The sequence below is a fragment of the Arcobacter sp. s6 genome, assembly GCF_040884245.1.
In the GTDB taxonomy this organism is placed as follows: domain Bacteria; phylum Campylobacterota; class Campylobacteria; order Campylobacterales; family Arcobacteraceae; genus Aliarcobacter.
The window spans coordinates 1-23465 of record NZ_JBEVTN010000001.1 but is presented as its reverse complement, the minus strand read 5'-3'; the positions used below and the strand labels follow the sequence as shown (position 1 = coordinate 23465).

The 23465-nt window shown below is 27.9% G+C and carries 19 protein-coding genes and 2 pseudogenes; 18 read left to right on the top strand and 3 right to left on the bottom strand.

Annotation, left to right across the window (positions count from 1 at the left end):
• Positions 1-74 precede the first annotated feature (74 nt).
• Positions 75-719 (bottom strand): annotated as a pseudogene (locus ABVS04_RS00105) (HD-GYP domain-containing protein); the annotation flags it as partial.
• Between the two features lie 258 nt (positions 720-977).
• Positions 978-1520 (bottom strand): annotated as a pseudogene (locus ABVS04_RS00100) (hypothetical protein); the annotation flags it as partial.
• Positions 1521-1615: 95 nt separating this feature from the next.
• Here ABVS04_RS00100 and ABVS04_RS00095 point away from each other — a divergent pair.
• The 4 genes from ABVS04_RS00095 to ABVS04_RS00080 all read left to right on the top strand — a co-directional run bounded on the left by ABVS04_RS00095 (position 1616) and on the right by ABVS04_RS00080 (position 6247).
• A complete protein-coding gene (locus ABVS04_RS00095) occupies positions 1616-2389 on the top strand; it encodes an inositol monophosphatase family protein (protein ID WP_368028610.1) in 774 nt (257 codons plus the stop codon).
• A 75-nt stretch (positions 2390-2464) separates the two neighbouring features.
• Complete coding sequence (gene glmS, locus ABVS04_RS00090) at positions 2465-4267, top strand: glutamine--fructose-6-phosphate transaminase (isomerizing) (RefSeq protein WP_368028609.1); 1803 nt, start codon at positions 2465-2467, stop codon at positions 4265-4267.
• On the top strand, positions 4267-6039 hold the full coding sequence (locus tag ABVS04_RS00085; protein ID WP_368028608.1) for a Na/Pi cotransporter family protein: 1773 nt from the start codon (positions 4267-4269) through the stop codon (positions 6037-6039). The genes glmS and ABVS04_RS00085 overlap by 1 nt, the downstream gene beginning before the upstream one ends.
• Positions 6017-6247, top strand: coding sequence for a hypothetical protein (locus ABVS04_RS00080; RefSeq protein WP_368028607.1), 231 nt, complete (start codon positions 6017-6019; stop codon positions 6245-6247). The genes ABVS04_RS00085 and ABVS04_RS00080 overlap by 23 nt, the downstream gene beginning before the upstream one ends.
• Here ABVS04_RS00080 and rarD read toward each other — a convergent pair.
• On the bottom strand, positions 6244-7140 hold the full coding sequence (gene rarD / locus ABVS04_RS00075; RefSeq protein ID WP_368028606.1) for an EamA family transporter RarD: 897 nt from the start codon (positions 7138-7140) through the stop codon (positions 6244-6246). The two genes, ABVS04_RS00080 and rarD, sit on opposite strands and share 4 nt — an antisense overlap.
• A gap of 319 nt (positions 7141-7459) precedes the next feature.
• Here rarD and metK point away from each other — a divergent pair, with 319 nt between their 5' ends.
• The 14 genes from metK to ABVS04_RS00005 all read left to right on the top strand — a co-directional run bounded on the left by metK (position 7460) and on the right by ABVS04_RS00005 (position 23428).
• Positions 7460-8668 (top strand): methionine adenosyltransferase, encoded by a 1209-nt coding sequence (gene metK / locus ABVS04_RS00070; RefSeq protein ID WP_368028605.1) that lies wholly within the window; start codon positions 7460-7462, stop codon positions 8666-8668.
• 20 nt (positions 8669-8688) lie between these two features.
• Entirely contained in the window at positions 8689-9555 is an 867-nt protein-coding gene (accD, locus tag ABVS04_RS00065) for an acetyl-CoA carboxylase, carboxyltransferase subunit beta (protein ID WP_368028604.1), read from the top strand.
• A gap of 5 nt (positions 9556-9560) precedes the next feature.
• Complete coding sequence (locus ABVS04_RS00060; RefSeq protein ID WP_368028603.1) at positions 9561-10169, top strand: thiamine phosphate synthase; 609 nt, start codon at positions 9561-9563, stop codon at positions 10167-10169.
• Positions 10162-10620: a 23S rRNA (pseudouridine(1915)-N(3))-methyltransferase RlmH gene (locus ABVS04_RS00055; protein ID WP_368028602.1), complete on the top strand. Its 459-nt coding sequence runs from the start codon at positions 10162-10164 to the stop codon at positions 10618-10620. Before ABVS04_RS00060 ends, ABVS04_RS00055 begins: the two co-directional genes overlap by 8 nt.
• Positions 10621-10681: 61 nt before the next feature.
• Positions 10682-11695, top strand: a complete 1014-nt coding sequence (locus ABVS04_RS00050) for a hypothetical protein (RefSeq protein ID WP_368028601.1) — start codon at positions 10682-10684, stop codon at positions 11693-11695.
• A complete protein-coding gene (locus tag ABVS04_RS00045; protein WP_368028600.1) occupies positions 11695-12627 on the top strand; it encodes a tRNA dihydrouridine synthase in 933 nt (310 codons plus the stop codon). The genes ABVS04_RS00050 and ABVS04_RS00045 overlap by 1 nt, the downstream gene beginning before the upstream one ends.
• 92 nt (positions 12628-12719) lie before the next feature.
• On the top strand, positions 12720-13538 hold the full coding sequence (locus ABVS04_RS00040; protein WP_368028599.1) for a 50S ribosomal protein L11 methyltransferase: 819 nt from the start codon (positions 12720-12722) through the stop codon (positions 13536-13538).
• Positions 13539-13652: 114 nt separating this feature from the next.
• Positions 13653-15626: an ATP-dependent zinc metalloprotease FtsH gene (ftsH, locus tag ABVS04_RS00035; protein WP_368028781.1), complete on the top strand. Its 1974-nt coding sequence runs from the start codon at positions 13653-13655 to the stop codon at positions 15624-15626.
• 288 nt (positions 15627-15914) lie between these two features.
• Complete coding sequence (locus ABVS04_RS00030) at positions 15915-17468, top strand: 2-isopropylmalate synthase (RefSeq protein WP_368028598.1); 1554 nt, start codon at positions 15915-15917, stop codon at positions 17466-17468.
• A gap of 149 nt (positions 17469-17617) precedes the next feature.
• Entirely contained in the window at positions 17618-17746 is a 129-nt protein-coding gene (locus tag ABVS04_RS00025; protein ID WP_368028597.1) for a hypothetical protein, read from the top strand.
• A complete protein-coding gene (locus ABVS04_RS00020; RefSeq protein ID WP_368028596.1) occupies positions 17733-19757 on the top strand; it encodes a DUF1538 domain-containing protein in 2025 nt (674 codons plus the stop codon). The genes ABVS04_RS00025 and ABVS04_RS00020 overlap by 14 nt, the downstream gene beginning before the upstream one ends.
• Positions 19720-20052 carry a thioredoxin family protein gene (locus ABVS04_RS00015; RefSeq protein ID WP_368028595.1) on the top strand — a complete coding sequence of 111 codons (333 nt, stop codon included), beginning with the start codon at positions 19720-19722 and terminating at the stop codon, positions 20050-20052. The genes ABVS04_RS00020 and ABVS04_RS00015 overlap by 38 nt, the downstream gene beginning before the upstream one ends.
• Positions 20052-20474: a heme-binding domain-containing protein gene (locus ABVS04_RS00010; protein WP_368028594.1), complete on the top strand. Its 423-nt coding sequence runs from the start codon at positions 20052-20054 to the stop codon at positions 20472-20474. Before ABVS04_RS00015 ends, ABVS04_RS00010 begins: the two co-directional genes overlap by 1 nt.
• Positions 20471-23428, top strand: coding sequence for a DNA mismatch repair protein (locus ABVS04_RS00005; protein ID WP_368028593.1), 2958 nt, complete (start codon positions 20471-20473; stop codon positions 23426-23428). The genes ABVS04_RS00010 and ABVS04_RS00005 overlap by 4 nt, the downstream gene beginning before the upstream one ends.
• Positions 23429-23465: the final 37 nt, after the last annotated feature.

Genomic DNA, 23465 nt, shown 5'->3' with positions numbered 1-23465 from the left:
TTTTATTTTTTTATAAGTCTAATCTTTGAATATGAATTGTTAATGAATAAAATATGAACTTTTATTCATAATAGTTAAACATCTTTAAATTTATCTCTAATAATAAAAATTTCATCCAAATTATTAAAAAATAAATCAATAATTTTAGGATCAAAGTGTTCACCTCTTTCACTTCTAAATAACTCAAAAATCTTTTCATCTTCCCAAGCTTTTTTATAAACTCGATCACTTCCTAATGCATCAAAAACATCAGCAACTGCAGTTATTCTTGCAAAAATATGAATTTCTTCACCAATTAAGCCTAGAGGATATCCTTTTCCATTATATTTCTCATGATGTTCTTTTGAGACAATTGCTGCTGCTTGTAATATTGGTTTTTGCGAATGTTTTAGCATCTCATATCCAAGTTGTGCATGGGTTTTCATAACTTCAAACTCTTCAAAAGTTAATTTTCCAGGTTTATTTAAAATATTATCAGGAATACCAACTTTCCCAATATCATGCATAGGACTTGCAAGTTTTAGCATATCAGCTGTTTTCTCATCTAATCCAAGTTTTAAAGCAAGAAGTTTTGAGTACTCAGCTACTCTTTTTACATGGTTTCCTGTTTCTTTACTTCTTGTTTCAGCAATTTCTCCCATAGTGTAAATAATCTCTTTTTGAGTGTTAATGATTTCATCACTAAGTGATTCAATTTGATGAATTCCATTTTCAATAGTTACAGACATATTTTTCATGGCAAAAGATATTTCACCTAATTCATCTGGTCTATTTAAAATTATCGAACTTTGATATTTTCCATTTTCTATATTTTGAATATTTTGTATTAATATTTGTGTGTCTTGTTTTAAAACTTTTGCAAAAACAATTGCAAGTACTGTTGCACTAACAATCATTAGTAAACCTATATATACAATTTCAAGTGTTACTTGCAAATCAATAATCTTTTCATAGTTATATCTTGCAATAATTAAAATCAAAGTTAAAATAGGCGCAATTGTAAAGATTAAAAAAGTTTCAACTATTCTTTTTGATATTTTTTCATTAAAAAGAATAAAATTTATATCTTTAGATATTTCTTTGTATCTTTTTTCAAAAATTATATATTCAAGTTGGGCAAGAATTGCTCCTCCTAAAATTAAATAACTAGATAATATTCTAAAATGACTTGAAATAGGAAACTCTGGATATAAGATAAAATGTAATATAAAAGCAGAAACTCCAGCTAAAACCCAGGAAATAATACTTAAAAAATAAGCTTGTCTAGGAATTGATAAATTATTTTTAGGCTCTTTAAAATAATAATATAGAAACTCTCTATAAACTAAATGTAGAATGAAGATTATAAATAAATTCCTAAATAATTGATCATGTCGTAAACCATCTATAAAAGGGCAGATATTTGTACAAAAAGTTTGTAAAAATATAATTGAGGAAAAAGATATAAGATATATGAGTAATCTTGTTTTCAAATTGAATAAATTTTGGATAGTAATTTTTTTATTTTGTGTTTCTGTCATAGTTGTTTCCTAATAATTGAATACATATTGTACCAACAAAGTGTTTATTTTTACGATTTTTAGATAAAATACTGAAAAAAATGATTGGTTGGATAATGAAAAATAGATTAATAGAAATAATAAAAGAAGCAGGAACTATTTTAAAAGAGGGATTCTACTCAAATAAAGATATAACATTTAAAGCAAAAAAAGATTTAGTTACTACTTATGATGTTGGTGTTGAAAACTTTTTAAAAGAAAAGTTTTTAGAAGAATTTAAAGATTTTAATGTGATTGCAGAAGAATCAGATAACAGTGCTATTGAATTTAATAATTCAATAATAATTGATCCAATAGATGGAACAACAAACTTTGTAAATGGTGTTCCTCATACAGCTATTTCTGTTGGAGTTTATAAAAATAAAAAACCTTTTATGGCAATTGTTTATAATCCAATTTTAGATGAACTTTATGAAGCAGAAGAAGGAAAGGGTTCATTTTGTAATGGAGTGAAACTTCAAGTTAGTGATGAAAGTGAATTTCAAAAATCTTTAATAGCAACAGGATTTCCATATACGAGTGCATCTTGTAAAGATGATTTAGATGATGTTATAAAAAAAATAACAGTTATCTTACCCCTTTGTCAAGATTTAAGAAGACTGGGTGCAGCATCACTTGATTTATGTTATGTTGCACGTGGTACTTTTGAAGGTTATTATGAAATGAATTTAAAAGCTTGGGATGTGAGTGCTGGAATTTTAATACTTACAGAAGCAGGCGGCAAAGTAAGTAATATTGATGGTGGAGCTTATGATATATTTGAAGATAAATATATGCTAGCAACAAATGGAAAAATTCATGAAGAGTTGATTAAAAATCTAAACTTATAAAATAACTTAAAAAGTTGGTTTTTAGTTATTTTTAAATATAATAAATCTTATAAAATTTGAACAAAGGTATGTAAAATGTGTGGAATTGTTGGTTATATTGGAAAAAAGAATACAACAGAAATATTGTTAGATGGATTAAAAGAGCTTGAATATAGAGGCTATGATAGTGCCGGAATTGCTGTTTTAAAAAATGACAAAATTGAAGTATTTAAGGCTTTAGGAAAACTTGTTAATCTTGAAGCAAAAGTTAATGAACAAGCATCAGGTGATTATGAATTAGGAATAGGTCACACAAGATGGGCAACACACGGAAAACCAACAGAGTTAAATGCCCACCCACATTTAGGTGAATACTCTTATGTTGTTCATAATGGAATTATTGAAAACTATAAAGAATTAAAAGAAGAATTAAGTGAAAAAGGACATAAATTTGTATCTCAAACAGATACAGAAGTTATTGTGCACTTATTTGAAAATTTTTATAATATTTCTAATAATACAACAGAAGCTTTTAAAAACACAATTTCAAGACTTGAAGGTGCTTTTTCAATTCTTCTAATTACAAAAGCAGATCCTACAAAAGTATTTTTCTTTAAACATGGAAGTCCTTTAATCGTTGCAAAGGGAATTGATGAAAATGAAGTTTTATTCGCATCTTCTGATGCTCCTTTAATTGGATTAGCTTCAAGTGTTGTTTACTTAGAAGATGGAGTTGGTGGAATTGCAACAGCTTCTAACATAGAATTTTTCTCTGATAATTATTCATGGTCAACGCTTCCTGCTTCAAAACAATTCGCTCAAAAAGATGGATTTAGATTCTTTATGGAAAAAGAAATTTATGAGCAAAGTGTAGTAGTTAGTGATAGTATGCTTGGAAGAATAAAAGATAATGAAATCTTATTTGATGAAATTGATTCTTCAATTATGGATGGAATAAATGAGATTAAAATTTGTGCTTGTGGAACATCATACCATGCAGGTTTAACATCTTCTTATCTTTTTGAAAGACTTTCAAAAGTTAAATGTAGTATTGAAGTGGCAAGTGAATTTAGATATAAAGAACCTCTTTTATCAAAAGATATTTTATTTGTAGTAATCTCTCAAAGTGGTGAAACGGCTGATACTTTAGAAGCTTTAAAAATGGCAAAGGCTGCAGGTCTTAAAACACTTGTAGTTTGTAATGTTGATAATTCTTCAATGACAAGAACGGCTGATTATACTATTTTAACAAGAGCTGGAATTGAAAAAGGTGTTGCGTCAACAAAAGCATTTTCAACTCAAACTGTTGTTTTATGGATGTTATCTTTATATTTTGCAAAAGCTAGAAATGTTATTTCATCTGATGTTTTACAAAAAGAGTTACATACTTTAAGAGAAGTTCCAAAAGCACTTTGCATTAGTGATAAAATTCATGAAAAAACAAAAAGATTATCAAAAAGATATTTACATGGTCATGGGTTCTTTTTTATAGGAAGAGATGTATTTTTCCCACTTGCTTTAGAAGGTGCATTAAAATTAAAAGAGATTTCATATTTACATGCTGAAGGTTATCCAGCAGGTGAAATGAAACATGGACCAATTGCTCTAGCGGATCCAGAATTATTTACAATTGCATTAATGCCTCAGAATTTGTTATATGATAAAATTAAATCAAATGTAGAAGAATTAAGTGCAAGGGATAGTACTATTTGTGCAATATCTCCACTTGATTTTGATTTAGCAGATGATTTTATAAAAATAAATAAATGTGATCACTATATGCTAGAATTTTTTGAAATGTTAGTTGTATTGCAACTTTTCTCAATGGAAATTTCAGTAAGACTTGGTAATGATGTTGATATGCCAAGAAACCTTGCAAAATCAGTAACAGTTGAGTAATGAAAAAATATCTTTCATATATATTATTAGTATTATTAGGATATTTATTATATGTAAATGAAGATTCAAAATATATTGTCGCAGGTGTTGGTATTTTCATAATCGGAATGCATTTTATGGAAGATGGATTTAAGCTTTTTTCAGGAGGAATCCTAGAAAAGCTTATTTCAAAAAGTACAGACACCGTATTTAAATCAGTTGGTTTAGGAATAACAGCAACTGCAATTCTTCAAAGTTCTTCTCTAATAGCAATTATTGTAATCTCCTTTTTATCAGCAAAAATTATCTCATTAGCAGGTGCTTTAGGTGTTGTTTTTGGCTCAGCCGTTGGAACAACAGCAACTACTTGGATAGTTTCAACTTTAGGTGTAAAAATAAATATTGCTGCTTTTTCTCTTCCTATGATTATTTTTGGTGTGATTTTTAGATTTTATAAGCAAAAAAACCTTCAAGGAATGGGAAATATTTTATTAGGTTTAGGATTTGTTTTTCTTGGTATTGGTTATATGAAAGATGGCTTTGAAGATTTAAAATCTGGAATCAATTTAGCACAATTTTCAGTAGATGGATATTTAGGAATTATTCTTTATGCATTTATTGGAGCAATTGCAACTGTTATCATACAATCAAGTAGTGCAACCTTAGCTCTTACAATAACTGCACTTGCAACAGGGCAAATAATATATTTAAATGCAATGGCTATAGCAGTTGGTGCAAATATAGGAACAGCAACAACAGCTGCCATGGGTGCGATGGTATCAAATGCAAACAGTAAAAGAATGGCAGTTGGATTATTTATATTTAAAGGCGTTACTGCTGTTATAACTTTGAGTTTTTTATATTTTATTGTTGATTTAGTTGATTATTTATCTGCTGCATTTGGAATAGCTCCTGATGATTGGGCTATGAAATTAGCAGTTTTTCATACATTTTTTAATTTAGCAGGTTTAATAGTATTTTCGTTTTTTATACCAAGACTAGTTGTTTTTTTGAAAAAACTGTTTGTTGAAAATGTTGAAACATATATTCAAAAACCAAAATATCTTGATATGCAAGTTGTTGCAGTTCCCTCTGCAGCACTTGAAGCTACAAAAAAAGAGACTATTCATTTATATGATAATGCAAGTGAAGTTTTAAGTCATGCAATTATGCTTCATAGACATAGATATTTAGGTAAAAATGATATTGCTTCTATAGTAAAAGAATCAAGCGATATTATTGAATTAAATATAGATGATTTTTACCAAACAAGAATAAAATCACTTTATAGTGATATTATTGATTATTCTATTATTTTTATTAATGAATTAGATCAAGAAAAAAAGAAATATTTGTATGAACTGCGAAGTGCGTGTAGAGATATAGCCGAAGCTGTAAAAAATACAAAAGAGTTACAACAAAATATTTCTAGAAATTTATTAAGTAATAATGATTATATTAAAAATGAATATAATTATATTAGAGAAGCAATTGCAAAAACTATAAATACAATAAATGAAATAAAAAATAGTAAAGATGAAATAGATGTTTTATCAAAAGCTGAATTATTAAAAGAGTATTTAAAAAGTTTAGATGTTATTGCAACAGGAAGAATAGATATATTAATTAGGGAAAAAAGAATAGATAAAAAAATGGCAACTACTTTATTAAATGATAGTTCCCATGCATATAATGTAATCAATAAGTTAATAAATGTAGCTAAAGTATTGTGGATTGAAGATCTTACTATTAAACAATTAGGAGAAGATTATGAAGCTGGAAAAAATCTATGAGAAAATTAAAAAGTATTTAGAGTTAATTGAAGATGATGAGATTGAAAAGAAAAAAGTTAGTAAGCTTACTGAAAAGATTGAAGATAAAATTTCTAAAATAAAAGAAAAAGTGAAATCTTCTTCAAATATTGAAGAAGAAAATAGATTAAGAGAAGAAATAGGAATTTTAAAAAAATTTAAGAAGCAGCTAAAAGAAAAAAAAGATTAAATATTTTTCTTTTTATTCTTTTGTTTTGTGTTTATTGAATCTAAGGAAAAAATTAATAAAGCTATCCAAATAAGTGAAAACGTAATCAATTTATCAAAATTTAAATCTTCATTATAAATAAATATTGCTACAAAAAAAGAGCAAGAAGGTCCAATATATTGGAAAAATCCTAAAGTTGATAATCTCATTCTTGTTGCAGCACCATTAAATAAAAGTAAGGGAATAATTGTAATTAATCCTCCTAAACTTAACATCAAATCAATATTCATACTTGAGTGTAAAAATGAAATCGTATTTGTAGAAATTAGATAATAAATACCAATTAGTGCAAAAGGCATTAAGATTAAAGTTTCAATAAATAAGCCTACAATAGAACCAACATTTATTTTTTTTCTAATCATTCCATAAAAGGCAAAACTTAATGCAAGTGATAAGGAAACTAAAGGAAGTGTTCCTATGGTAATTATTTGATAAAAAACTGCAATAAATGCAATGAAAATTGCAATATATTGGTATTTTGTCATTCTTTCTGAAAAAAATAAATATCCAAATAATACACTTACTAAGGGATTTATATAATATCCAAGTGATGTTTCTATAATTTTGTTATTTGCAACTGCCCAAATAAAAACAAGCCAATTAATAGATATAAAAAATGTAGAAATAGCTAGATATTTTAATTTTTTTATATCTTTAATTATTTCTTTTAAAACTTCTATTTGTTTTGTAATATATAATAATGGAATAAGTAATAAAAAAGACCAAAAAATTCTATGTATTAAAACTTCTATTGGTTCAACTGTTGCAACTTGTTTAAAATAAATAGGGGCAATTGCACCCCAAATAAAAAAAGCTAAAATGGCATATATTTGACCTAGTTTTTCATTATTCAAAAAAAATCCTATAAATTATAATATTAAATAAAAGATATTACCTAAGAATTGAATTGAAATATAGAATAAAATTGCTTATTATAAAGAATTGATTAAATTAGCCATTTATAAATTATTTTTATTAAAATTAAAAGATAAAAAGAATATAAAAGCTATATTTAGTTAATATAACACACTTTTTGTCTTTAATGACAAATTGAATTCTTTAAATTTTTATTTTAACTTTCTTAACAAACTATAGAAAACAAAAAAATGGAAAACAAAAGATGGAAAACAACTCAAGAATACTCTTGTGGAAAACAAAGGATGGAAAACAAAAATGGAAAAACAAACACAATATTTATTTACAAGTGAAGTAGTAAGTCCAGGACACCCTGATAAGTGTGCTGATATCATTGCAGATTCAATAGTTGATAGGCTAATTATTGAAGATAAAAATAGCAGAGTTGCTTCTGAGGTTTTTGTTGCAGGAAAACATGTTGTAATTGGTGGAGAAGTTAAATCTACAGCTCAATTATCAAATGCAGATTATGAAAAAATCGTAAAAGATGCTTTAGCTAAAATAGGTTATGATGGAAAATCAGCTTTTACAAAAGAACAATGCCTACACCCAGATGATATAAAAGTTCAAGTATTATTAAATCAACAATCTCCTGATATTTCTCAGGGAGTTGATCAATCAACTGGTGATATAGGTGCAGGAGATCAAGGTATTATGTTTGGTTTCGCTTCAAGTGAAACATCTGATTTAATGCCAGCAGCAATCACTTATGCTAGAATGTTATGTGATAAAGTGTATAATTACGCATTGAAACATAATCAAAAATTAGGAGTTGATATTAAAACTCAAGTTACGGTTGATTATGGAACAAAAGAGAATTTTGAGAATTGTAATCCTCAAAAAATTCATACAATAGTTGTAAGTGCACCTTCTGTTGAAGGTATGGAAATAGGGGAAGTAAGAGAATTAATTCAAGGTTTAATTGATGATTCTGGACTTCCAACTTCTATGTATGACAAAAAGAATACAATAATTCATATTAACCCAACAGGAAGATATGTATCTCATTCATCATTACATGATAGTGGATTAACAGGAAGAAAATTAATTGTTGATTCATTTGGAGGTTATTCTCCAATTGGTGGAGGAGCTCAAAGTTCAAAAGATTATACAAAAGTGGATAGAAGTGGTTTATACGCTGCACGTTGGATAGCAAAACATATCGTTGCAGCAGGACTTGCTAAAAAAGCAACGGTTCAAATTTCTTATGCAATTGGAGTTGCACGTCCTACATCTGTATCTGTTGATACTATGGGAACTTATACTAAATTTGATGATGATAAATTATCTGATTTTGTTATGAATACTTTCCCTTTAACACCAAGATGGATTACTGAAAAGTTTAAATTAGACAGTCCAAGCGAAAAAACTTTTCTTTATGCAGATGTTGCAGCTCGTGGTCAAGTTGGTCAAAGTGACTATCCTTGGGAAAAACTTGACGAATTAGAAAAATTTGATAATATATAAAAATAGATTAAAGGATTAAAATGGATTTAAGAAACCTATTTAGTAAAATATCTTTTGATAGTAAATCGAAAGAACAACCAACAAAGAAAGATGCACCAAGCCATTGGATAAAATGTCCTGAATGTAGTGCATTAATGTTTTTTAAAGAGGTAGAAAATCAAGATAATATTTGTCCAAAATGTAATTTTCATATGAGAATTGGGGCAAAAAGAAGAATTGAGATTTTAACTGATAAAGATAGTTTTGTTGAATTTGATCTTGAGTTAAAACCAAATGACCCTTTAAAATTTGTTGATAAAACTTCATATAAAAAAAGAGTAGAAGAAGCACTTAAAACTACAGGAAGAACATCTTCTGTGGTTAGTGGAGAAGCTACAATAAACCAAATTCCTGTTCAAATGGTAGTATTTGATTTCTCATTTATGGGAGGGAGCTTAGGTTCTGTTGAGGGTGAAAAAATTGTGCGAGCTGTAAATAGAGCTATAGAAAAACATCAAGGTCTTATTATAGTTTCAGCATCAGGTGGTGCAAGGATGCAAGAGTCAACATTTGCTTTAATGCAAATGGCTAAAACATCAGCAGCTTTGAAAAGACTTGATCATGCAAAACTTCCATATATCTCTGTATTAACAGACCCTACAATGGGTGGAGTTTCCGCTTCATTTGCATTTTTAGGTGATATTATTATGGCAGAGCCAGGTGCATTAATTGGATTTGCAGGGCAAAGAGTAATTAAACAAACAATTGGAGCTGATTTACCAGCAGGATTCCAAAGAGCTGAATTTTTACTTGAAAAAGGTTCTATTGATATGGTTGTTAATAGAGCTGATATGAAACAAACTTTAGCAGATTTACTAAGTATGTTTCAAAAAGAAAAGATTTCTTAATATTAATGTTAAGTAATTTTGAAAAAGCTTTGGGTTTTAAACTCGAAGCTTTTAACTACCTATATGTTTTATGCGATTATGAAACACTTCTTAAAAAAAATATATCTTTAGAAAATTTTGTGAATTTATGTAAAAAGAGTGATGTAAAAATTATTCAATATAGAGATAAAATTTTATCTATTGAAGAGCAAAAATCAAACTTACTGTATTTAAAATCAAAACTAAATATTCCAATAATTATTAACGATAAAATAGATTTAATAAATTATGCAGATGGTTTACATTTAGGTCAAGAAGATTTTTCTAAAATTCATAAAGATAAAAAATTAGCAATAAAATTAATTAGAATGAAAATAAAAGATAAGCTTCTAGGTTTATCAACTCATAATGAAATAGAAATTTTAGAAGCTAATGAATTAGCTTTAGATATGATTGGACTTGGTGCTTATAAAAATACTAACACAAAAGATGTGAGTACGATTTTAGGTTCTAAAATTTCATATTTAGCAAAAATATCAAAACATCCTGTATGTGCAATTGGTGGAGTTCAAATAAATGATGATATCGAAAATATCAGATTTAATGTAGTTGGAAGTGCTTTTTATAATGAGTAAAATAAATATATATTCAATAATAAAACCATCAAAAGATGAATTTGATACACTAATAAAAGAGTTTATAAAAATGTCTTCAAAATATTCAAAAGTTGAAGTTCATTATATATTTAATAAGAATATAGGAAAAGCGCAAACTATAGGTGAAAAAGAAGCACAACAGTCATATAGTGAAACATATGAGCCACTATTAAAAGGTTACAATATTGCACTAGATGTATTAGGAAAAAAGCTTGATACTTATGCTTTTTCTTCACTAATTAATGATAAAAATGAAGTTAATTTTTTTATAGGTGGTGCCTTTGGATTTCAAAGAGATTTTTTAAATAAATGTGATAGTGTAATTTCATTAAGTGATTTAACTATGGCACATAAAGTTGCAAATGTAGTTTTATGTGAACAAATATTTAGAGCTCTTTGCATTCAAAATAATCATCCATATCATAAGTAATTTATTATATTTTTTGTATAATGAAAATAAATAAAAAGTTAGTTTAAAAAAAGGAAAGAAAATGGGTTTTAAAAAATATATTATTTTCTCAATAATTTTAATTATTGTAGTGTTTGGCTATGTACATAGTCTAGAGTTAGGTGATTACAATATTACTATGCTTACTTATTCTCTTAGTTTACCAATTGCTGTTTGGGTAATTTTACCTTTGGCATTATTAGCAATTGCAACTTATGCACATATATTATTTTATGGAACTTGCAGTTTTTTTAATTCAAGAGCTATAAATAAAGATCATGAAACTATGATTAATTTTATTAAATCTAACTTATTAGAAAAAACAACTAATAGTAAATTTAAAACAAAAGATTTTAAAAATCTATATTCTATTCTTTCTCAATTAAAATTTAATATTACTGATGATCGATTTACATCATCTGATGAAGAATTAAATAAAATAGTTGGTAGTATTCAAGACGTTAGAGATGGAAAATATGTAAATGATAAATCATTTAAAGTAAATGAAACTACAACTTTAGCTAATTTAAACATGTTAAATAAAGTAAATGAACAAATTGATTTCGCAGTTGATGTTCTAAAAAAACCTGAAAATTATTCTTCAAATGTAGTAAGACAATCTTTTGAAAATGTTTTAAAAGATAAGAGTATGACTACTGTTAAAAAGCTTTATAAAAATATTAAATTAGATAAAGAATTAGCTACAAAACTTTTTGAAAAAGATGCTGCAAACAATGAATTTGGGTTTACACCTGATGAGATAATAAAAATTGTAAAAGACTTAAATTATACAAAAGATGATTATCTAGCTTTAGCAAAAAATTATGAATCTATTTTACAACCAGATCAAATAATTTCATTATTTGAAAAATTATCAGCAGAACTAGAAGAAGCAACACCTGCTTATTTACATGTTTTATGTGAGTATGAAATGATTGAAAAAGTTAGAGAAATAATTTCTGCAACACCTGATAATGAATATACAGCATTTAAAGCTCTTTTAGATTTAAAAGAAGCTGGAAAATATTACAATTTAGAAGCGATATCATATAAATAATGAATAAAAAATTAGACTTTAGCCGACCCCTTATGGTGTTGGCTCCCCTTGCTGGATATACTGATTTACCTTTCAGATCAGTAGTTAAGAAATTTGGTGCGGATTTAACTATATCAGAAATGATTTCTTCAAATGCCTTAGTCTATAAATCTGCAAGAACACTTAAAATGATAGAAAAATCACCAACAGAAGATCCATATTTTGTACAAATAGCTGGAAATAGTGTCGAATTAGTTCGTGATGCTGTTTTGCTTTTAAATGATGTAGAAGGAATTGATGGAATAGATCTAAACTGTGGTTGTCCTGCTCCTAAAGTATTTAATCATGGGAGTGGATCAAATCTTCTTGGTGATTTAAAGAAGCTAGAAGAAATTTTATCTACCGTAAAAAAATATTCTAAAAAACAGTATACCTCTGCAAAAGTAAGACTTGGAGTTAATGATAAAATTCCAGTTGAGATTGGAAAAGCTGTTGAGGCTTGTGGAGTTGATTTTGTATCTGTTCATGGAAGAACAAGAGCTGGAAAATATAAAGCTCCAGTTGATTATGATGCAATCAAAGCTATGAAAGATGCTGTAAGTATTCCTGTTATTGCAAATGGTGATATAAAAGATTACGATAAAGCAAAAGAAGTTTTAAAATACACAAATGCAGATGGAGTTATGATAGGCCGTGGAGCCATAGGAAAACCTTGGGTATTTTATCAATTAAAACATGGTGTTGATAATATTTCTAATGAAATGAAAAAAGAGATAATTTTAGAGCATTTTGATGCAATGCTTAAATTTCACGGTCCTCATGGTGCAATTATGTTTAGAAAATTATTACACTCTTACTCAAAAGGTTATACGGGAGCCAACGAATTTAGAGATATTGTAAATAAAATCTCTGATATTGATGTTATGCGAGATCTAATAGACAACTTTTTTTAAGCTTTTTTAATATGATTCAAAAGTTATTTGGATAAAATATTGCACTTTATATAAATAAAGAAATTATGTACAATTTTTAATAAGGGAAATATTTGTCTAAATATTATTTTGAATTAACACTCAAACCAGATAATCATTATGAACTTTTTTTAGATTTAGTTGATTCTTTAACTACGGATGCCATTGAAGAAGATGATGGAGCAGTAATTATTCGAAGTGAAGAAGAACTTGATGATTTAAAATTTGGAATAGAAGAATTTGCAAATGCACTTGCAATTAATTGCAAAATTACATATGAAAAAAAAGAAAACATTGATTGGATAAAACAATATCAAGAATCTGTTAAATCTGTAGAAGTTGGAAACTTTTTTATAAGACCGTCTTGGGAAGAAAAAAAAGAAGGTAAAATTGATATTATAATTAATCCAGCTTTATCTTTTGGTTCAGGTCACCATGAAACTACATCTTCTTGTATTGAAGCTATTGATGAGTTTGTAAATGAAAAACAAACTGTTTTAGATGTTGGAACAGGAAGTGGGATTTTAGCAATCGCAGCTTCTAAAAAAGGATGTGTAGTTGATATTTGTGATACAGATGAAGTATGTGTTGTTGATACAAAATCAAATTTTACATTAAATGATGTTACTTTTAATGATTCATGGATTGGTTCTACAAATAAAGCAACAAAAAAATATGATGTAGTAATCGCAAATATTGTGGCTGACGTATTAGTTATGATTGCAAGTGATTTAAAAAAATGCATGAATGAAAATGGATTACTGATTATTTCAGGAATTTTAGATAAACATATAAATAGAGTATTAAGCAAATTCAAAGATTTAGAGCAAATAAAACTTATTCACAAAAATGAATGGGTAACAGTAATATTTAAAAAAAATAAGGAGTCTTAGTTTATGGCTAAAAAACAAAATAATAATAACTATAACAAAAATAATAGCAATAACAATAGTAACGGAAATAACAATAACAATGGAAACAATAATTTTTTTAATAATAATCCATTAATGATTTTTGTAATTTTTTCAATTGTTACTATTTTTGCATTTAAAGCAATTTTTCCAGAAGATCAAATGGGAAGTGCAACAAATTCAAATATGCAAGCTTATGGACAAACACAAAATAAAACAATTGCATATTCAGATTTAAAAAAATTAATTAGTTCTGGAAAAATAGAATATGTTGGAATAGGAAATACTCAAATAAGAGCAGTTTCTAAAATGGGATCAGGACAAGCAACTACTTATACTGCAAGACGTGTTATTCCTGATGAAACATTAATTTCCTCATTAGAAAGTAATGGAATTAATTATGGTGGAATAAATGAAGAAAATATTTTAGCTGATATTTTATTTGGTTGGGTTTTACCAATTTTTATCTTTTTTGCTATTTGGATGTTTATTGCAAAAAGAATGCAAAAATCTATGGGCGGAGGTTCAGGAGGTATTCTTGGAATTGGTTCATCTAAAAAGATGATTAATTCTGAAAAACCAAATGTAACTTTTGATGATATGGCTGGAAATAAAGAGGCTAAAGAAGAAGTTCAAGAAGTTGTTGATTTCCTAAAATCACCAGATAGATATGTTAGACTTGGAGCACAAATTCCAAAAGGTGTATTATTAGTAGGCCCTCCAGGAACTGGTAAAACATTATTAGCAAAAGCAGTTGCTGGAGAAGCAAATGTTGAGTTCTTATCGGTTTCAGGTTCTGCATTTATTGAAATGTTTGTTGGAGTTGGAGCTTCTAGAGTTAGAGATTTATTTGAACAAGCTAAAAAAGTTGCACCTGCAATTATTTTTATTGATGAGATTGATGCAATTGGTAAAAGTAGAGCCAGTGGTGGTCCAATGGGTGGAAATGATGAGAGAGAACAAACATTAAATCAACTTTTAGCTGAAATGGATGGATTTTCAACTGAGCATGCACCTGTTATTGTATTAGCTGCTACTAATAGACCTGAAGTTCTAGATCCTGCACTTTTAAGACCAGGAAGATTTGATAGACAAGTATTGGTTGATAAACCAGATTTTGAAGGTAGAATTGAAATTTTAAAAGTACATATTAAAGAGGTAAAACTTGGGAAAAATGTAGATTTAAAAGAGATTGCAAAAATGACAGCAGGTCTTGCAGGTGCTGATTTAGCAAATATTATTAATGAAGCTGCATTACTTGCAGGACGTGCTTCAAAAGATCAAGTTGATCCAAGTGATTTTAAAGAAGCAGTTGAAAGACAAATTGCTGGTTTAGAAAAAAAATCAAGAAGAATTTCTCCAAAAGAGAGAAAAATAGTAGCTTACCACGAATCAGGGCATGCTTTAATTGCTGAAATTACAAAAGGTGCAAATAAGGTAAATAAAGTATCAATTGTTCCAAGAGGACTAGCTGCACTTGGATATACATTAAATACTCCAGAAGAGAATAAATATTTAATGCAAAAACATGAGCTTATAGCTGAAGTTGATGTATTACTTGGAGGTCGTGCGGCTGAAGAGGTATTTATTGGTGAAATTTCAACAGGTGCTGGTAATGATCTTGAAAGAGCAACTGGAATTATAAAATCAATGGCAACTATTTATGGTATGAGTGATATTGCTGGACTTATGGTATTAGAAAAAAGAACTAATCAATTTTTAGGTGGACAAACTCAAAAAGATTTTTCAGATGCAATGGCTAAAGATTTGGATGATCATACTAAAAAACTTTTAAATGAAAGATATGAAATTGTATTACAAGAATTAAGAGATAATAGTGCTGCAATTGAGCAAATGACAGCTGAGTTATTAGATATCGAAGTAATTTCAGGTGAAAGAGTAAGAGAGATTATCAAAGAAAATGGTGGAACAGTTTTTGAAGATGGCGATTTACATACAGATGCGATTGTAAGTAAAGATAAAGAAGAAACAAAAATTGAAGAAACAAAATCAGACGAAACACAAGAAGCAAAAATAGAAACTGAAGAAGAAAAAAACAATAAAGAATAAGAGAAAATAGAAATATTTTCTCTTAGAAAAAAACAAAAACTCTTGACAAATCCCACTAAATTAATTATACTTGTTGCAATTCAAAAATAACAAGGAGAGATATATGAAAATATTTAATTTTTCAAATAACCATTTCATCAAAAGTGTTAACTCTCTTCTGCTTCTTTCTTTTTCTCTCTAATAATAAATTTCTTATTATTACAACTTATAATAAATAATCAAAATTCTGTTTTTCTTTTTTTCATATAAAAAAAGATATAATATTTAACATTTTAAAAGGTTTACACAATGGATAAAAATAAAATTATAGTATTTGATACAACATTAAGAGATGGTGAGCAAAGCCCTGGCTGTTCAATGAACACTGAAGAAAAAATAAAAATTGCATTACAATTAGAAAAATTAGGTGTTGATGTAATTGAAGCTGGGTTTGCAGCTGCTAGTCCTGGTGATTTTGATGCAGTTAGTAGAATTGCTGAGATGGTTAAAAATTCAAGTATTTGTTCTTTAAGTAGAGCTATTGATAATGATATTAAACAATCAGGTTTAGCAGTTTGTAAAGCTCCTAAACATAGAATTCATACTTTTATTGCAACATCTCCAATTCATATGAAATATAAATTAAAAATGAGTCCTGATGAAGTAATTAAAAGAGCAATTCATGCGGTAGAGTATGCAAGAACATTTGTTGATGATGTTGAGTTTTCATTAGAAGATGCAGGAAGATCTGAAATTCCATTTATGAAAGAAGTTATGGATGCTGTTATAAATGCAGGTGCAAGAACTATTAACTTACCAGATACAGTAGGATATAGATTACCAAATGAATTAGGTGCAATGGTTAAAGAATTAAGCGCATATGCAGGTGATAGGGCGATCATTTCAGTTCATAATCACAATGATTTAGGATTAGCAACTGCAAATACTTTAGCTGCTGTTTTAAATGGCGCTAGACAAATTGAAGTTACAATTAATGGATTAGGTGAGAGAGCTGGAAATTCAGCTTTAGAAGAGGCTGTTATGGCTATAAAAACAAGAAAAGATGCCTTTGGAAATTTATATACAACTATTAATACTCCTGAAATCTATGCAACTTCAAGATTAGTAGCAACTGTAACTGGAGTTGAGCCTCAACAAAATAAATCAATTGTTGGTAAAAATGCATTTTCTCATGAAAGTGGAATTCACCAAGACGGTGTTTTAAAACATCAAGAAACATATGAAATCATGAAACCTGAAGATGTTGGAGTATTTAAAGATTCAACTTTAATTTTAGGTAAACATTCAGGTCGAGCAGCATTTAGAGATAAAATTGTTCATATGGGATTTGATAAAGTTAGTGACGAAGAATTAAACGCTGCATTTGAAAGATTTAAAGTTTTAGCTGATAAGAAAAAAGATGTGACAGATGATGATGTTAGAATGTTAATTACTGATGAGTCATTAAATCAAGATAAAACTTATGATTTAGTAGGTTTACAAATTTCAGATTGTACAGCTGGTGTTCCAACTGCAGCTGTTGCTATTAAATATAAAGATCAAATTATGAAAGATGCAGCTATTGGTGATGGAACTATGGATGCGATTTTTAAAACAATAGATAGATTAACAGGTTATACAGGAGAGTTAAAAGATTATAAAGTAACATCCGTAACTGAAGGTAAAGATGCGCTTGCAAAAGTAACTACTAGAGTATCTTTTGATGAAACAAGTCCAGCATTTGTAGGACATGGATTAAGTATTGATACTATGCTTGCAACTGCTAAAGCTTATTTAGGTGCATTAAATTCATATCTATCTCAAAAAGAAAGATTATCTAAAAATAGTGAGCATCAAGTTTAATAAAAATACAAAGTAGCAATGCTATTTTGTATTTTTAATTTATAATTAAATCTATTTTTTTCTGTTAATTAAAACTTTAATTCGATTTTATAATCTCAATACTTTATTATAAATAATAACTTTCTTTAATAATACTTTCAGTAGAAAATTTGAATAAAGATACTAAAATATTATTAAAGATAAATCATAAATCTTTAGGAGCTATATTGGTAACATTTGAACACAAAGAAAATATAAATAAATTCATAAAAGATTTTAATTACTATGATGCAGTTTAACTTTTTTTTTAAGCTTTTACGGGAGTCTTTTAGAGATTTATTACCTATTATACTTGTAATTCTTTTTTTTCAATTAGCAATTATTCAAAATGTACCTGAAGGTTGGCTTGGAACAGCGATTGGTTTAGGAATTGTAGGAGTAGGTTTAGCTATTTTTTTACAAGGTCTTGAAATTGGAGTATTTCCTGTTGGTGAAGGATTAGCGAGGGATTTTGCAAAATCAGGTTGGATAACATGGATTTTAATTTTTGGTTTTTTAATAGGTTTTGGAACAACTATTGCTGAGCCTGCACTTGCAGTTATTGCTGATAAAGCAGCTTCGATTTCAAGTGGAAGAATAGATTCTACAATTTTAAGATTTGTGGTTGCTGGTTCTGTTGGTTTTGCAATACTTCTTGGAGTATTTAGAATCATAAAAGGTCATCCAATTCATTATTATATAATTATTGGATATTTGTTAGTAGTTGGTGTTACTTTTTTTGCTCCTAAAGAGATAATAGGACTTGCCTATGACTTAGGAGGTGTTACTACTTCTACTGTAACCGTTCCTTTAGTCGCAGCTTTAGGTATTGGTTTGGCTTCAAATATTAAAGGAAGAAATCCAGTAATTGATGGATTTGGACTTATTGCCTTTGCTTCATTAACTCCTATGATTTTTGTGCAAATTTATGGAATTGCAGTTTATAATCTAGTAGATGCAGTTGCAGTTACTGATGTGCTTATTGATGCTACGGTTTCTACTCCAACAGAAGTTTCTCTTTCGGGTGTAGTTAGTGGATTAGTATCTGTAGTAAAAGATGTAGTTCCGATTTTAGTAATCATTTTATTTTTTCAATATGCAGTTTTAAAAAAGCCTATTCAAAATATTAAAACAGTATTTTTAGGATTTATTTTAGTAATTTTTGGATTGTATGCATTTATTTTAGGTCTTGAGATGGGATTGTTTTCACTTGGTGAAACAATGGCTTATCAACTTACAAAATCAGAATCAGTTCTAATGATATATGCTTTCGCTTTCGCAATTGGATTTTCTACTACTATGGCAGAACCTGCTCTTGTTGCTATTGCCAAAAAAGCAAAAGAAATAAGTGATGGGAAAATAAATGATTTTGCATTAAGACTTTTTGTAGCTCTAGGAGTTGCTATTGGTATTGCTCTTGGTGCATTTAGAATAGTTGATGGTGGCCATATTCACTATTATATTATTGTTGGATATATTGTGGTAATTATTTTAACTTTTATAGCTCCAAAATATATTATTCCAATTGCTTATGACAGTGGAGGGGTTACTACTTCAACTGTAACTGTACCTTTAGTTGCAGCTCTTGGAATCGGACTTGCAACAAATATTGAGGGAAGAGATCCTTTAATTGATGGATTTGGACTTATTGCTTTTGCTTCATTATTTCCTATGATTACAGTTATGGTTTATGGTATTTTAATTGAGAAGCTTGAAGTTAAATCAAACACTCAAATTGAGGAAGAAGAGTTATTACATGATAAGTTAGTTGATGCTGATAATATGGAATTAGCAACTGTTAATATTGATGGTTCATCAATTAGACATTCATTATCTTTAGAGTTTTCTGCTGTTGTTATAATTGTTCCTTCTGATAAGAAAGTTGACGCAATTACTGCAGCTCATAAAGCTGGGGCTTCAGGTGTAACTGTATTAAATGCAGATGGAATTGGACTTGAAGAAATGGCTAATTTTTATAGAACTTCTTTTGAAGCAAAAGATGTAGTTTTATTATTTTTATTACCAAAATATTTAGTAAATGAAGTTATAAAATCAGTAATTCATTCTCTTCATATTACAACTACAGGGAAAGGTGTAGCTTTTGCTTTTCCTTTATCTCATATGAAAGGAATATCTTTAACAAAAGAAGATATTTTTAAAGAAAGAGCATATCAAGTTAATTTAAATAAAAATAATCCAATGAAATGTGTTGGAGATGAAATAGAGGATGATTTTGAAGATAATTCAGAAATTAGAACAGATACAAAATAGTATTAATACAAGTAATCCTATTTTAGTCTATTTTTCAGGTGAAAATTGTTCTGTTTGTAAGGTATTAAAACCTAAAATAGAAGAGGAGATTATAAAAAATTTTCCAAAGTTTGAACTTTTTGAAGTTAAAACTGATCTAGATAAAGAAATAACAAGTCATTTTACTGTATTTTCTATCCCAACTACTTTGATTTTTTTTGATAAGAAAGAGTTCAAAAGATATGGAAGAAATATGAGTATAGCTCTGTTTATTGAAGAGTTAAAAAGACCATATAATTTGATGTGTGAAGAATAATGAAAAGAGCTTTATTTATATTTCTAATAATTTTTATTGTAATGCAATTTATCAGACCAGATAGAATTAATATTGCAGTTGAAAAAAATATGGAAATACAAACTCCAATTGAAATTACACAAATTCTCCAAAATGCATGTTATGATTGTCATTCAAATGAAACAAAATGGCCTTGGTATTCAAATATTGCTCCTTTTTCTTGGGTAGTAACAAATCATGTTACCCAAGGACGAAAAGCTTTAAATTTTTCAACTTGGGAAAACTATACACAAGAAGAAAAAGAGAAAAAGTTAAAAGATATTTATAGAACAGCATACGCTTCTATGCCACTTCCAAGTTATATTTATGCACATAAAGAGGCTGATTTAACAAAAGAGCAAAGAAGTTTAATTAGAAATTGGACGGGAGTTAGAGTTAAGTGAGAGAAGAAGTAGCAGAACTTTTAGCTAATAAAAAAGATTTATTAACTATTACTTATTTTAAACTTCAAAAATTATTTGAAAAAAAGTATGGAAAAAATACTGTTGTTCTTATGGAAATAGGAACATTCTTTGAAGTTTATGAAGTAAATAATGATGAAGAAAAAATAGGTAAAGCCAAAGAGATTGCAGAACTTTTAAATATTCAATTAACAAGAAAAAATAAGTCTATTTTAGAAAACTCAAAAGAAAACCCTATAATGGCGGGAGTTCCTGCAATCTCACTTGAAAAACATTTAGCAAGAATAATTGCTGAGCAAAAATACACAGTTGTCCTAATCAAACAAAAGGGAATTCCGCCAAATGTTACAAGATATTTAGACACAGTTGTAAGTCCTGGAACTAACTTTGATTTTGTACTTGATCAAGATGAAAATAATATTACTTCACTTCTAATTGATCAAATTAGAGGTATTTATTTAGTAGGTTATAGTGCTATTGATGTAACAACAGGAAAGTGTTATTACAATGAAGTTCATGGAACCAGTGAAGATAAATTCTTTGCACTTGATGAAGTATTTAATTATATGAATATGCACAAAACCAATGAAATAATTGTAAGTTTTGCAGATAAAAATATCAATCAAAAAGAGGTTTTAGATTATTTAGAACTCTCTTTAAAAACCTTTCATATAGGACATTTTAGACCAAAAATATCTTATCAAAATGAACTATTTAAAAATGTATTTAATATTGAATCTCTTTTAACTTCAATTGAACATCTTGATATGGAAAGAGTTCCTCTTAGTACTGAGTCATTGGCTGTTTTAATTGATTTTGTAATTGGTCATGATTCAAATATTATTCAAAAATTATCCCATCCACAAAAACTCGATGTTAGCAGATATATTTATCTTGGAAATAATGCTTTAGAGCAACTAAACGTAATTGAAACAAGTCACAATCCAAGTTTAATAAAATTAATAAACAATACTTCAACAGCTATGGGAAAAAGACTTTTAAAAGAGAGACTTTCCCATCCTGTAAAAGATAGTAAAGAGATTTTAAGAAGACTTGCCCTATCAAAAGAGTTATATGATTATCATGCTCCAATAGAGAATGAATTGGCAAATATATATGATATTGAAAGATTAACAAGAAGAATAAAACTAAATAGACTTCATCCTTTTGAGTTAAATTATCTATATGATTCACTACTTAGTATCAAAGAAGTTGTAACTTTTATGGAAAATTATAAGTTTATAACACCACCTTGTTCTAGTGCTGATTTAAGTTTATTTATTCAATCAATTGATTCAACTTTTGATTTAAGCATAAGTGGTAAATATATGCTAAAAGATGTTGAAGTAAATATGATAAGTGAGGGAATAAATACTCAAATTGATGAGTTAAATACACAAAATGATATTTTATACTCAAAGCTTGAGCTTTTAAGAAATCATATTTTATCTTATGTTAAATCTGATGATGTAAATTATGTTGGAATAAATAGACTTGATAAAGAAGGATTTTTTTTAACTTTAACAAAAAATAGATTTAATCTAATTAAGCAAGAGATTATGAATTCACATTTGATTGTGGATGATGAGTTATATTTATTTAAAGATTTTACAATAAAAATTCAAACAAACTCTGTAAAAATCTTTTGTAAATTAACTGAAGATATCTCAGATAAATATGTTCATAACTTGCGAAAAATTATAGAGTTAAATAAACTAGTTTTTAAAGAAAAAATAGCTGAATTTGAGAAAAAATTTGCAATTTTGCTTGAAGAGTTAGTTCAATTTATTGCAGAAGTTGATTTAACAGTTTCTAATATAAAAATGGCAAAAAAATATAACTATTCTTGTCCAAAAATAGTAAAAACAAAAGAGAATGAAAACTTCTTAGAGTTAATAGATTTACGACATCCAATAATTGAAGCAAATGAAGAGCAGGGTATTTATGTACCTAATGATATTATTTTAGGTGAATTATCATTGGCTTCTAAAGAGTACAAAGATAATGTAATTATTAAAAATTCAAATCCTGTAAATATATATAATAATAAAATGCATGGTGTTTTACTTTATGGAATTAATTCATCAGGAAAATCATCACTTATGAAAGCAATTGGAATTGCAGTTATTATGGCACAAGCAGGATTTTATGTACCATGTAAATCTATGAGATTTTCTATTTTTGATGCAATTTACACTAGAATTAGTGGAGCTGATAATATTGCAAAAGGATTATCATCTTTTGCAGTTGAGATGCTTGAACTTAAAAACATATTTAATAGAGCCACTAAAAACTCCCTTATTTTAGGTGATGAAATTTCACATAGTACAGAGACCATGAGTGGATTAAGTATAGTTGCTAGTTCTATCTTAAAGCTTTCAAAACTTGAAGCTATTTTTGTTTTTGCAACCCATTTACATCAACTTCCTGAAATCCAAGAGATTGCTAAACTAAAAAATATAATAGCACTTCATTTATCTGTTATGTATAAAGATGATGAAGACAAACTAATTTTTGATAGAAAACTTTCATATGGAAGTGGCTCTTCTATGTATGGATTAGAGTATGCAAAATCTTTACATATGGATAAAGAATTTTTATCTGTAGCTAATGATATTAGAAAAAAATTAACCGATGATTACTCTTCAATTGAGAGATTAACACAAAGAAAAACATCAAAATATAACAATAATGTTTTTGCATCAAGTTGTGTGATATGTGGGCGTGCTTGTGATGATGTCCACCACATAAAAGAACAAGCAAGAGCAAATAAAGAAGGTTTTATAGGGCATATAAATGCTAACCACAAATATAACCTTATTCCATTATGTAAAGAACACCATAAAATGGTTCATGATGGGAGTATAAATGTAAATGGATTTGTAGCTACTTCAAATGGCCTTGAACTTCACTATACAATGCTAAAAGATAAGTAATTATTGTGAAGTTACATCCGGTAATTTAGAAGCCATA